The sequence below is a fragment of the Pseudomonas sp. TAA207 genome (genome assembly GCF_001529285.1).
GTDB lineage: Bacteria > Pseudomonadota > Gammaproteobacteria > Pseudomonadales > Pseudomonadaceae > Aquipseudomonas > Aquipseudomonas weihenstephanensis.
The window spans coordinates 105,090-118,172 of record NZ_LLWJ01000058.1; the positions used below are offsets into that span (position 1 = coordinate 105,090).

Genomic DNA, 13,083 nt, shown 5'->3' on the forward strand with positions numbered 1-13,083 from the left:
CCGGACAGCTGAACGAAAAACGCCCCGAGCCGGATCACCGGTCGGGGCGTTTTGGTATGCGGCGTTCAGGGTTGGCACGCGATGGGTAGATTGCGCCACGTGCGCCATGCCTGCTCCAGCCCTTCGCCGTGGCGAGCGCCGGGTACTACGATCGACTGCACACAACGCGCCTCACCGAGTGCGCGCCGGTAGCGGTCGAGTAACGGGGGCGGCACCACCCGGTCTTCGCTGCCGACAAAGTGACGCTGCCTCACGTGCGCCAGACGCTGGCGTTCATCCAGTGGCTCCAGAGAGCCGGTCAACGGGCGCAGGTCGTGCAGCGCCACCCATTGGCGCGGGCTTAAATTGCCAGCCAGGGTTTGCACTTGCGCAATGTCATCGCGTCGGCTGGCGAGCAATAACGCCAACGCCGCGCCACCCGAATAGCCCACCAGCTCAAAGTCCTGATTGCCCAGCCGTGCTTTGATTTGATCCAGCGCGTGATCGAGGCTCGCCAGGACTTCGGGACTGAAACGCCGGTCGGTCCACATCAGCGGTGTGCAGGCTTGAGTGCTGACAAACTGACACGGGCGCGCCAGGTAGACACTGGGCGTGGGGTCGCTGAAGGCCAGTTTGGCCATCATCAGATTGAGGGGGCTGGGGTCCAGACTGGGTTGACGGGACGTGGCCCATGCATGGCCGTCACCTTCCAGATAAACCCGAAGGCGCGGTGAAACCGGTGCTGGCGAAGGCATGCCCAGCATCAGTGGGAAAGTGGGGGTGTGGATAACTTCAAGGTGTTGATGCCGGATCAAGGCTTGATCCTGCAACGCTTGCAGCGGCGACTGGCAACCGCTGAGCAAGGCGCTGATCAACAGCGCCAAGCCTTGCAGCCAGACGCCAACCCGCGAGTGCGGGTTGAGCTCGGTACGGGTCATCAGAAGTCGTAACGCACTTTGGCCGAGAAGGTGTCGGCGTCGAAACCTGATTTGCCGACGTAGTCGTAGTTCAGGCCCACGGTCACCGCGCCCAGACGGTAGTCGGCGCCGATGCCGGCTTCGTAGCTGTTGCGCACGGCCTTGGCACCGCTGGTCACGAACGGCGTGTTGCCGAGGGTGAAGGTCGAGGTGCTGCTGGCTTCGTCTGCCGCAAAGTCGTGGAACGCCATCAGTTTGGCTTGCGGGGTGAGGGTGCCCTGGCCCAGCGGGTAGCTGGCTGCTACACGAAAGCCTGCGCCCAGTTCAGCCACTTCGTAGCGCTGGTCTTTGACTTTGAGCGCTGCCGAGGAGCCTTTTTCGCGGTAGCCATCGATGTCGACCAGGCTGTAGCGGGCGGCGACGCGAGGTTCGATCAGCAGGTCGGGGGTGATGTGGTAGGTGTAACCGCCGACCAGGTTCACGCCGAACAGGTTGCTGTCGTAATCGGCCTTGGCCTTGGTGTTGCCGATGGTGCGCTGGCCGTCGTTGTCGTTCATGCCGTAGGTCAGCGCCGCGTCAACGAAGTAGTTGCCTTGCTCGAAACCGCCGTACAGCGTGAACGCATGGCTATCGACTTCGGTTTTGCTGCCCGCCTTGCCGTTCACATCGGTGTTCAGGTAGCTGTACGCCAGACCCAGGGTCAGTTGATCGTTGACCTTGCCGTCAGCGCCGACCGCGATACCGCGGCTGTAGGCATTGAACCCGGCCACGCCATCACGCATACCCTGATTGGCGTCGCTGTACAGGGTTTGCACCCAGACGCCGGTGTCTTTCAGGGTGTCGCCGGAAGACAGGCCGCGGCCGCCGCCGGTACGGTTGCCCGTCACGTTGCTGATCAACGATTGGCTGGTGGTCGCCGCTTGCGTCGCGCCGCCGTTGACTTCAGGTGCCAGTTGCTCGGCCAGTTTTTTCAACGCTTCAGGGTTGTTCGAGGCGTTGACGTAGTGCTGGAACAACGGGTCTTGCGGGCTCAACTGCGCCAGTTGGCGGGTGACTTCGGTGAAGGCGGCGCCCGCTTGCTGCGCGTTGTGCGAGCCGCCGATGTCAGCGATGACGTTGCCCACTTCAGTCGCGCCTTTGGCGGTGACTTTGCTCACGATTTGGTTGTTCTCAACCACGTAGCTGTCGACATTGAGCAACGAGGAGCTGCTAGTGACCGTCAGGCCGTTGTCTTGCAGGTCTTTGGCTTGAACCAGCGTGTAAGTGGTGCCATCGGCGCGGAAGTCGTTGCCTTTGGCGGCCAGTTGAATCTGCGAACCTTTGCCGAATTCAGCGGTGCCGCTCACGGCCAGTACCGCGCGATTGGCGTCGGTGGCGCTGCTCAGGTTCAGGCCCAACGAGGAGTTGTCCGCCACGTACAGGTTGCCTTCCAGCGTGGTGTGGGGCAGGCCGAGGTCCAGGTGCGCGGGCGCCGCCTGGCTGCCGACATCCATCCAGCCGCCATTTTTCATGCGGATATTGGCGCCATCGGCGGTGGTGTCGGTGCCGGTGAACGCGGCATTGCCGCTCACTTCGATCAGGCTCAGGTCGATCAGGTTACCGGTGGTCTTGCTGCCGTCACCCAGGGTCAGGAACACCCGGCCGTCGCTTTCCGAAGCGTCTACGGCTTCGTCTTGCGACACCAATGTGCCGTTGTTGACCACGCGCAGCGCGCCGCCCTGATTGGCACCATCAATGTCGAAACCGCCGATCACAATGGCAGCGTCTTGCGCCTGAATCAGGCCATTGTTGACGATGTGCGCGTCTTCGCTGGCAAAGCTCACGCCATCGGCACGGATGCCTTCTGCATCTTCGCCAGTGGCAATGATGGTGCCGTTGTTCTCGATGCCGCGCACGTCGGCGCGGTCATTGATGTTGCTCACCCCGTTCCAGCGTTCGGAGCTGGTCACGTCGATGGCCGTACTGCCTTCACCGCTCACTTGAATCAGGCCGTTGTTGATCAGGCGTCCGTCGAGTTGGCCGCCTTCCATTTGCAGGGCTTTGGCGTCAGTGCCTTGGGCGATGATCTGGCCCGAAGCGGTGTTTTTGAAATCGCCTTTAATGTGCGTCGAGCCGGAAATATAGACGGCACGGCTTACGTCGCGATAATCCACGCCCACCTCAGGATCGCCCTTGGCGCTCACCAAGCCTGCGTTGATCACATCACCGCCGACCACGGCCGGGTCGATCAACCAACCGGTGGAACCGTTGCCTTGGGAGCTGATGCTGCCTTTGTTGATCAGGTTGCCGCCAATCGTATTGTTGGCCCAGGCCACGTCCCCGTTCGAAGGGTTGGGGTTGTACCAACTGTCCATGTCGATGCCGCCCCCCGAGCTGTTGCTAGAGGTGATGGTGGCGTTGAACACCAGGTCTTTGGCGAAGTCCGACCCCAGCACGTGAATCGCTTCGGCATCGCGTTGGGTGTGATTCATCGCGCCGGTGATTTCGACGTTATCGCTGAACTGCTGGCGCTCAAGGGTCAGGCCCGCATCGGTCAGTTGCAGCGTTTGCGCGTAAACAGGCAGGGCGCAGGTGGTGATGGCGAGGGCAAGCAGGCTTTTACGGAATAGAACAGGGGACACAAATTCTTCCTTAAACATCGGCTGATAATCCAGGCGCTTCCATGCGTGATCTTTTTTGTGCCGGATGATGGCCAAGCGCCACGCATAAAAGCGCGGGGATAGTAAAGGAGGTGGTGGCCAATTAACACTATTGAATGGCGATAATCATCTTCTGCGGCCTTCAGGGGCGCGTGGATCAAGCCGCGCAGAGGTGAAAAATGAGCGAGATTCAGCCTCTGGCCGCGGCTGCCAATACGGCACTGGACCGTTTGGCGGCCGCCTACACCGCAGAACGCCGCTTCGTGAGTTGCGCACACCGTTGACGGTGCTGGATTTACGCCGCCAAGCAGCCCGCTGAACGGGGCAGTCCGACTGGCCTGCGCTGGACATGGAAATGCGCCATCAGCTTACGTGCCAGGCCATTGCGAGAGGTTTGGCCATGCTCACTATCTTTGGGTGAGCGTCTATGGCGCGCAGTTTGCTTTTGAGTTTTTGCTTTAGATCGGCGAGATCGACGCGTGGTTGGTGGGACGCCGGTTGTTCTATATGAACAATGACCTGGAGCCTTTCACAACGCAGCACAGCACGGCTCATGATTTTTTCATCGATGGGCGTGTCGGCATGCAGCTTGGCTGGAAGCAGCGCAGCCAAGGTGCATAAGACTTTATTGACGATGGTTTCTGCTAACGCTGAAGGCTTGCCAGCCTCAGGATGGCGGTAGTCTTTGACTTCCACCATAAAGGCTATTTGGTCTGGCGATAGCACCAGAATGTCCACGGCTTGCAAGTGATCGCGCAGTTTGAGGAAGTGTTGCCTGAAAAAGGCCCATTCATCAAACTTGCTGGCTTGCCATGTGGCGGGGAAGGTGAAGGTCAAGCCGTCGACATCCAGTACCGGCGTGCTTAATCCTCCAGCGCCAGATAGCGGTCGGACTGCTGAAGACTTTCTTCCAGGGCGGTGATGTCGCCAATGTCATAAAGGCTGGCGCCTTGTTGCACGGTAATACCGTTGTCACTGGCATGCAGGCCAAAGAAGGCGGTGTCGAGCGGCTTGTCGGCCAGCAATATTTCCAACTCGCGGAGCAAGAACAAACTGTGTGTGGCGATGAAAACCTGGATCCCACTGTTGCTGAGTTCGACGATGGTTCTGGCAACTTGTTTGATCAAGCTCGGGTTGAGGTTGGCCTCGGGTTCATCCCAAAACAAGTAGCCCTGATCCAACAGCGCGCCGGTACTGATCAGGCGAGCGAGCATACCGAGTTTGCGCAAGCCCTCAGCAACCAGCGGCATTTCCATGAGGCCGTTAGCGTTGCGTAAGTAGAAACGACCGCTTTTATCCAGCTCCATACTGCCTTGCATGGCTGTTTCGAGGGGGGCGAGCAGTTCGCGAATGCGTTTCTCTTTTGGCCCTTTACGCATCAGCCCGCCCAGTAATCGGCAGGTGTCTCGCCAGGTTTCCTCAAACTCAAGGTAGTGGTTTTCATACACGGCCAAGAAGTTAGGGTAGATGGTAAGCAGCTCGCGAGTAGGTAAATACGTCGGCGCCGTTTGCAGCCATTGCTCGGGCAGTAACTCGATGCCTACTTCTGTTTTGCTATTGGTCGCAAAGCCGAACGCGAGATTGTGAGCGGCGTCGGTAAAGGTGAGCTTTATATCGCAACGACCTCGACCGGGCTTGCGTCGAACAAGGCGGCCCAGTGTTTCAGGGCGAAACACGCCTATCAGCTTGTCAGCCAGGCTTTTTTGCAAAATGGTTTTGGTGGGTGCTGAAGGGGCGAGGTGCGGTTTGTTGCCTTCTTCCCAACACGTCGCGAGGCCTGCGTAAGCCAGCTTCAGCAGATGCGTTTTACCGGCACCGTTTTCACCAACTATCACGTTGAGTTGCTTGCCGAAGCGCAGGTTCGCTTCTTCAAATACCGTGAATTCTTTGATGTTGAGCTGCTTGAGCATAATGTCCCCGAGATAGAAACCTGCACTACATCGCATTGCTGCTCAGATGTAAGCCGTGCTGACAAACATAGCCGTTGCCAATCAGGACTTAAACCCCAGAAACAAAAAAGGCCCACCTTGCGGTGAGCCTCTTTCGGTGTTGCGTATGGTGCCGGCACCAGACGAACGGTAGCGGTCAGCGGGGCTAGGTTTTCTGCGGATCTGGAGTTCGGTGGAAAATTTGGCGTACCCCAACTAGTAACTATAAATAAATCAGCTAGTTATGGCGCTCGGTGGAATCGAATTCGGGATTTTTTAGATGTGAGCACATTGTCGGTCTGTAAGTAATTCAGAGCCGCATACGGAACGGTAGTCTACTGAGTTTGAACGTTGCCGATCAATCCCTCTGTAGAGAATAGGCAGGAATCCGCCAAAAGTGCCCATGGCGACAGGCAGCAGACGGCCAAAAGGGGTCATTCGGTGATGCCTACGAAACTAGGGGCGACTCAGTGATCCAGACAATCCGAAGCGATTTGCCCACATTGAGAGAACATCACAGAGAGATGCGGCAGATGCTTCGTACCCCCCCCGATCATAGGCGTGTGCCACTAGAGGATCAGCACAAAACGAGAATGATGGCAAAGCACCTGCAGATTGCTGAGCGCAACTGGCTTACCTTTTCGAACCGATGGCATAGCAAAAGCAGCATCCGAACCCTATGATCAAATCATTATTTTTCGCTGTCAGCGAAAAATAATTGCCGCCAGCGAAATCTTTCGCTAAGATCCGCCTGCGGTTGGTGAAACATCTTGAGTGTATTTGGTGGACGTGAGTCTACCGTGGAGGTATCAACCTCTAACCCCATGCCTGCACGCATCCGGCCCCTCGTGGGTATCCCGGGTAGCTGCCAGGGCTGTGCGTCGTCGAGACGCGACGCACAGTGGCTCTTAGGGGGGGGAAAGGCGTTGTTCAAACATCAATCACTTTGATCCTTTGGTTGTGTCGAGACGGATTTTGGAATTTTTTCAAGGTCTGACAACCTAATTAAGGAGCTTCAAATGCAAAGTGAGAAAAAGACCGCGGAACAACGCTTGGCTAAACGTAAAAAACCAGTGTCGCTGCTGGATGTCGGAATGTTTGTAGTACGGCTGGTTGATATTGGCCTACGCCTATACGACAAATATTTTGGCAATGGTGGCTGAGGTTAATTTAGCATACCCCCCTTTTAATCCACTTACATATAGGTGGCTATTATGCTTTCCACAGCACTATCCTTGATAAGAAAATACAACACGCTAACACAATCACAGCTGTCAGCTGAGTTAGGGCTATCCAACTCTTATCTCTCTGAGATAGAGGCTGGCAAAAAACAGCCATCGATAGAAATCCTCATGAAATACAGCGAGTATTTCGAGATTCCTCTGTCATCAATAATATTCTTCTCTGAGCACGTCGATGATAAAAAAGTCACTGAAAAGGTTAGACTTGGGTTTGCCTCCTCGATTTTAACGATACTGGAATGGAATCTTAAAAGAAATGAGTCAAAGAAGAAGAAGGTCTCTGCATAAAAAAAGATTCCACTTAAACCAGTGCGCCCTTTATAAGCTTACTTCCAAGAAAAAACTAAGTGCAATTCTTAGAGTATCCTTGGCGAACATAAAAAGCCTGTGCGATAACGACCGAAATTATCACTTAGTCGAGATAGAAGAAGAATTTAACGAGTTGACGGGAAAAAGGAAAAAAGCTAGACAAGCTAGTGTCCCCAACTTTTTTCTTAAAAAGGTTCATTCCCGGGTACATACTCTTCTGTCCGGGATTCAGACCCCTGGTTATGCTCATGGCTCGATCGTTGCGAGGTCTTACGTAACGAATGCGTTAGCGCATGTTGAGTCCTGGGAATTTTTAACGATGGATGTACAAGATTTTTTTCGCTCGGTAAAGAGAGAATTTGTATACTATTTCTTCAAAGACGCTATGCTTTGCTCCCCCGACGTCGCAGGTATTTTGAGCAACCTTCTTACTTATAAAGGTGCATTAGCAGTTGGGAGCCCAGTAAGCTCACTTTTGTCCATGTGGTCATGCAAAGACATGTTTGATCGTCTGGACTCCTTGGCCATTAAAAATGGCTTAAGATTTTCGACATTTGTAGATGACTTGACTTTCTCAGGTTTAAAAATACCCGCATCGTTTCATGAAGAGATAGAAAGCACCTGTAGGCGTTATGGATTGAGCATACGGAAAGATAAAACGAAATTTTACAGAAATGGAATGCCAGCTCTGATAACCGGAGTAATAGTAGCTAACGGGGGAATTGAGGCTACTTACTCTCGCTTTAGAAGTATTCGTAAACTATCCACAATTTTGAGTGAGGAAGGGGCTCATGCGATAGTAAACGGAAAATATGCGAAACGCTCTCTCCGAGGAGGGCTGCTTGAGGCTCGGCGAATCGGACGTATCAGTGATAGTCGATTACAGCCAAGCGGTGGTTGATCTGGTGCTCGTAGCGCAATGCTACTCGGGCATACTGCCGAAAACTTTGAGGTCAGAATTTATCTTCTGCTAAACTATGTTCGATCCACTATTTCCCACGGAGCACCTCATAGGTACTACGTGGGAAGACTCACTACCGGAAATGTAATCGGCGGCCTTCAGTCTCCTGAAAATTGTCGTCTTCCAGCAAAGAGCACAATGAAAGTTCTCGTATGTATGCTTCCTCAAAGCTATTTTCCAGTTCCCCTTCTTTTTCGTATCCGCCTTTTTCCTGCCAGATTATAGGGTGGTACAAGAAAAGGACTTTCATGAAAAATGCGAACGGAGAAAGAACTCTGTTAACAGGCCACCTGTTCTCAGCTCTAAATCCAATATGAAAATGTGCGGCCGGGTGGTACTTTGAGCAATACTGCTCTGTTGAAAGATCATATCTTATAATTGGAATATCGAACGTTAAATTCCCTTCACTGATTAACTGCTCAAATTCTTGTAACGTTATATCACCGCTAGCTAGCATGCTATCTGCGGTTTGCCGATCATCCTGATATTCAATAAAAGAATAGGGATTTGGGTAGTAAGCCAAACGGACATCTTTCCGTTCGACAGTTTCTGTAAATTGGAAAAATGAATGGTCCTTGAGCATCAGATTAAAATCTTGGTTTTTCGCACCAACATCATAGACTTGGCTATAACTATTGGATTGTCTTGCGGCTTTTTTAAAATCTGACGAAGCCTTCAATGAGCTTATCGGACCGCACTGCAACGCGATACCCGTCTCATACGCAAAATCTACAGTTTTCCTGACACTCCTATCGAAGATTGCGCTCATTATTCTCCCTTCCCAAACGCCAGGTTCAACTCTAACTGAATTTCCTCCTCAGAGAAGCCCTGATCGCGAAGTTCACCTACCATTTGGTGCAGCTTGTATATTTCCGAGCTTTTACTGTCTAGATCGCGCTGGATTGTTTCAATTTCTTCAATGTTTGGGACCTCAAATATCAGGCTTGGAGCATTTAATAAACTTTCCTCAATTTCACGGAAGAAATAGTTAGCTTTATCACCCCAACCGCTAACTCGCAACCATGCTTTGGTTCTGGTAAATGCGGTGAATAATTTATTTCTTCCACTTCTGTGATTTTTGTATTGGTATATCGCATCAATACCGGCTGCGAAAACAAGTGATGCCTCATTACCCTTTGCTCTATGCACCGTGGATAAGGTCACCATGTCGTCTAGAGTAAATGGAGGCGCCGCCGAAATTGAAGTCAGAAGATTATTAGATCTTATTCCATGCTGCGCTAGTGTGCGGGAAATTTTTGAAAAATATGTCCTCGCGTTCAAATCATCTAGCGAAATAACAAGGATATCGTGAGGTTTCAATCCCTCGGCCAACGCAGCAGAAATTCCGTCTGTAATCCAAGAGCATTCTTCGTCAATTGATGCTGCACCATACAACTTAACTAGATCACTCTTGCTTTGTTGCTGGTAAATTGAAAGCGGACTATTTTCGCGGCTGCGGGTAATTTTAGCTTGAGTACCAGCGACTAACTCCCCTGATTCAACAGTATACCCGACGTCTTCCCAATGCTCTTGATTCTCAAGCATTTGCACGGGCTTATCGGCATAAAGACCAAAACCTACCGCGTGAGCGGTCACGAGCACTTCTAAAGGATTTCGATAGCACTTATAGAGCACTAGGTCATTGCTCTGACCATAACTCAAATTCGCTTTGAATTTGCGAAGATCGACTTTTGGATTTCCGTCACTATCACTACCAAAAAGTTCTTCGGGTGTACGTTGATATACGTTAAATATTGACTGTAAGTCGTCATAGGCCCAGACAATATTTTTATCACTTCCAAGCTCCCCCTTCGCAAGCTGGTAACACACTTTGAAAAAATCGTTGGGGAGATCCTGTGCTTCATCAATCAGAATGTAATCATACTTTTGTTTCAATGTTCGCTCTTCAAGCTTTGCGCAAATGAAGCTGAAGGGGTCGTTAGGGTTGTTGCTCTTTGCCACCTGAAATGCGATTGGGGACAAAGAGTTTTCAATGCACGCATTGTAGTAGACGCCATCAATTTTTCGCCCTCCCCAAGCATGTAGAATGTCTATTTTTTCCCAGTTAGGCTCATCTCCAGCGAAGTGTCTATAGAATCTAGAAACGGACTCTTTTATCAACTCATACAAGCTTTTCGTATAAAATGTAAAAAGTATTTTTTTATCAGGATGCTGCAAATGAATGTGTGCAGCCTTCATTGCCAAGACGACTGTTTTTCCTGAGCCAGCTAAACCTCGAATTCGTTGAGGACCATTGATCAAACTAATAGCTATTTTTCTCTGGTCGATATCGAAGTTAGATACTTCTTTCTCTAATTCAATGAGAATATTAAGTTTTGTGGAGGGATCATCTGAGATTTTGATTCGTCGGGAAGGTTTTGAGAGAGCTTTAGAACCCTCAATAATAGCTCTAGCCTCGTCAAAGATTTCATCACCAAGTGGCGACTCGTCATGGGAAAACTCATCCAGATATGTTTGAATCCCATTAATAGAGGTTATCGTTTCATTTTCTAGATCATCGCCGTCCAATTGTTCGGTGCAAAAAATAGCACTTTCAAATTGAACGTGTAATTCTTTTTTATTTTTTCTTAGTAGTTTGCTTTTACGGATTGCGGAATCTATGAAACTAAAAACTTGACTGAGATTCTCGTCATCAACCTCTAAGTTTGATTTTACGGACGTCTGAAGCAATACCAGCCCGTGCACTCTCGATAAGATCAATATCTTTGACTTTATCGTTTCGTGCTCATAGTCCTTGAAGACAGGGAAGCCGTAATAAACTACCGCATCATCCAACTTTAATTCATTTGAGTTGGCAGTCAGATATGTAAGTATCTCATTATCTAGACCATGAGGCGGAACTTCCGTAGCAATAATCTTTTCCAATTGATCATCCTTAATTTAGGGCTTGCCCACTGACATACTTTCTTGTTCGTCGCTTCACAGATATCAAAGTATTTTGAAGAAATTCGGTACTCCTGTAAACGCATGGCGAACCTGATTTTGCTAGAAAATATGGCTCGTGCTCCCCTGGCGCGAACGAGCACAGCTAGCGTTCAACGCATCTTAAGGTTCCGCCGATGCTCCTGAGTCGCGGCAGCGGCGGTAAGCCTCGCGGAGCAAGACTGCCTATTGAGCCCGCGGCGAACAAGGGAGATGCTGGGGGAACAAGCGAAGCTTGTGGGCCCACAACACACATCTTGCCGTCAAATCCTACGCAACTTTATGCGACTACACTTAAATCGCCAATTAAAGAATGCCCAATCGCATTGATTCGCATAAAATCGCGTTGGATCGCATAAAACAGGCGTCCGTTCTTAGAGCTGACTGGGGAAACCGAAGCCTGGCGCGCAGGCAGAGCCGATCCAACTTTGACAAGAATAGCCGGTGCCCAAGCGTTCTCTCGCGGGGGGATACCTTCATCTAATAACGGCGACTTGAAGAAGATGCGAGAGGGAGCGTTTGCCAGCTGGCGTGGGACGGATGCCTAACGATGAAGGGTAATGCCCAAAGCATTAATGTAGTTATATTTAATTGAATTTTCTTTTGTAATTGAAATAAAGATTAACTCTCGGGGAGTTTAGCATTCCATGAAGCAGCCAATGTTCTTCTACAAATTTGTCAGTTCTGATCGATTAGATATATTGACGGGTGGCATGATTCGATTCACACCCGTAACGGATCTTAATGACCCATTTGAGTTGAACCCAACAATAACCCCTATCGCAAGCAAGTATTTTGAGTTACTGCAAGACATTTCGGAAGGAAAATGTGAAAGCTTGTCTTTTGACGAGTCTGATTATGAGTACTCAAGTGAAAGACATTATCAGGTAGACCAGATGAGAAAGGTGTTTGATAGTAAGATTGCTGAATATGGAGTTTTAAGCGTGTCATCAAACGACAAAATAAATCAGTTTTTAACAGTTTCCATGCCCGACAAAAGTGATCCGCGTACAAATTTACTCATGTGGTCACACTATGGTGATTCGCACAAAGGCCTTGTAATTGAATTTGAAGCGGGTTTTGTCGAAGGTATAGACATGAAACTGGTGGAATATAGAGATGAGCGTGAAATCTTAACATTTGAAGATATTGAAGACGATAATTTTGATTCAATCTTGTTAAGGAAGTCCGTAGAGTGGAGTTATGAACAAGAATATCGTGCTATTTTGCCCTTAGCAAAAGCAGACAGTGTTAATGGCGGGGTGCATCTCTTTAAAATTATAAAGAGTAAAGTTCGTAGTATAACTTTTGGCTCAAAAATGCCAAACGATAAAAAACTCGATATAATAAAAACTCTGAAGTCCGATGCCGACTATAAGCATATTGCTTACAATCATGCTCGATTACACGATGACGGGTATTTTCTTGATTTTTATTATGATGATGGCGCTGTAACGAACAATCCCCCGTACGGAATGCAGAGAATTTTTACACAGAAAAAACTATGATGTGTTACGACGCAGTTTAGATGGTCCGAGTACCCAAGTCCGTGTAGACCTTGACTCTAAAGAAGGTAGAAGATCGGGGAGAGAAAAATGTTCATGAAAATGGGCAGTTCTTTTCTGGCTCAAGAGCATTACGCGGCTGGAATAGAGAGAGTTCTACATATGGAGCTTGGTGAAACGCATCAGGTGATAAAAACACTGATGCGGTGGACGAACGCGAATGAGAGGACAGTTAAGAATTGGAGGAACGGAAGCAATGGCCCGCGAGGCGAGCATTTGGTGGTACTAGTCAAGCACTCAGGCCTTGCCCTGGCGGCGTTTCTTGGCATGGCAGGGAGACCGCTTGCGCTGACCGCGTCAGAACTCCCGTTGCTCAAGCAGAAGCTTCAGAAGGCAATAGACGGGGGTGATTCGTGTCTAACGCTTAGGGATTGATAGATAGCAGCCAATTTATGCCATAGCAGACAGCGTGTCGCAGGCATGTATTCAGTTACTAATGCCCAGTGTTGGCCACAACAATATTGATGCGCCTCACGCACAGTGGTAACAGTCGCATCCCATGCCGGTATCGGATTTGAGTCGGAAGCTGCCCTCTCCGAATGACTGCTTTGCCGATCGCCGCCCATCAGAGCTCACGCCGGCGATATGGGGGGCGTTACGG

At 50.4% G+C, this 13,083-nt stretch carries 10 protein-coding genes; 4 read left to right on the forward strand and 6 right to left on the reverse strand.

Annotated elements, in window-relative coordinates:
- Positions 1–65: 65 nt before the first annotated feature.
- The 4 genes from AP059_RS06180 to AP059_RS06195 all read right to left on the reverse strand — a co-directional run bounded on the left by AP059_RS06180 (position 66) and on the right by AP059_RS06195 (position 5,445).
- The gene (locus AP059_RS06180) at positions 66–917 is read right to left on the reverse strand and encodes an alpha/beta hydrolase (RefSeq protein ID WP_059762279.1); all 852 of its coding nucleotides are present in this window, start codon (positions 915–917) and stop codon (positions 66–68) included.
- Complete coding sequence (locus AP059_RS06185; protein WP_059762297.1) at positions 917–3,517, reverse strand: autotransporter family protein; 2,601 nt, start codon at positions 3,515–3,517, stop codon at positions 917–919. Before AP059_RS06185 ends, AP059_RS06180 begins: the two co-directional genes overlap by 1 nt.
- Positions 3,518–3,898: 381 nt before the next feature.
- Entirely contained in the window at positions 3,899–4,372 is a 474-nt protein-coding gene (locus AP059_RS06190) for a hypothetical protein (RefSeq protein WP_218186553.1), read from the reverse strand.
- A gap of 26 nt (positions 4,373–4,398) precedes the next feature.
- Positions 4,399–5,445, reverse strand: a complete 1,047-nt coding sequence (locus AP059_RS06195; RefSeq protein WP_059762281.1) for an AAA family ATPase — start codon at positions 5,443–5,445, stop codon at positions 4,399–4,401.
- 1,037 nt (positions 5,446–6,482) lie between these two features.
- On the opposite strand from AP059_RS06195, the gene AP059_RS22430 reads away from it, so the two are divergent.
- Genes AP059_RS22430 through AP059_RS21940 form a run of 3 tightly spaced genes read left to right on the forward strand, consistent with a single transcriptional unit; the run spans position 6,483 to position 7,914 of the window.
- A complete protein-coding gene (locus AP059_RS22430) occupies positions 6,483–6,626 on the forward strand; it encodes a hypothetical protein (RefSeq protein WP_156425774.1) in 144 nt (47 codons plus the stop codon).
- Between the two features lie 51 nt (positions 6,627–6,677).
- The gene (locus tag AP059_RS06200; protein WP_059762282.1) at positions 6,678–6,992 is read left to right on the forward strand and encodes a helix-turn-helix transcriptional regulator; all 315 of its coding nucleotides are present in this window, start codon (positions 6,678–6,680) and stop codon (positions 6,990–6,992) included.
- Complete coding sequence (locus tag AP059_RS21940) at positions 6,961–7,914, forward strand: reverse transcriptase family protein (protein WP_082706753.1); 954 nt, start codon at positions 6,961–6,963, stop codon at positions 7,912–7,914. The genes AP059_RS06200 and AP059_RS21940 overlap by 32 nt, the downstream gene beginning before the upstream one ends.
- Positions 7,915–8,047: 133 nt before the next feature.
- Here the strand turns inward: AP059_RS21940 and AP059_RS06205 are convergent, their stop codons facing one another.
- Both AP059_RS06205 and AP059_RS06210 read right to left on the reverse strand, forming a co-directional pair.
- A complete protein-coding gene (locus tag AP059_RS06205) occupies positions 8,048–8,743 on the reverse strand; it encodes a DUF2290 domain-containing protein (RefSeq protein WP_059762283.1) in 696 nt (231 codons plus the stop codon).
- On the reverse strand, positions 8,743–10,860 hold the full coding sequence (locus AP059_RS06210) for a DEAD/DEAH box helicase (RefSeq protein WP_059762284.1): 2,118 nt from the start codon (positions 10,858–10,860) through the stop codon (positions 8,743–8,745). Before AP059_RS06210 ends, AP059_RS06205 begins: the two co-directional genes overlap by 1 nt.
- A 704-nt stretch (positions 10,861–11,564) precedes the next feature.
- Here AP059_RS06210 and AP059_RS06215 point away from each other — a divergent pair.
- Complete coding sequence (locus tag AP059_RS06215; protein WP_082706754.1) at positions 11,565–12,425, forward strand: DUF2971 domain-containing protein; 861 nt, start codon at positions 11,565–11,567, stop codon at positions 12,423–12,425.
- Positions 12,426–13,083 lie beyond the last annotated feature (658 nt).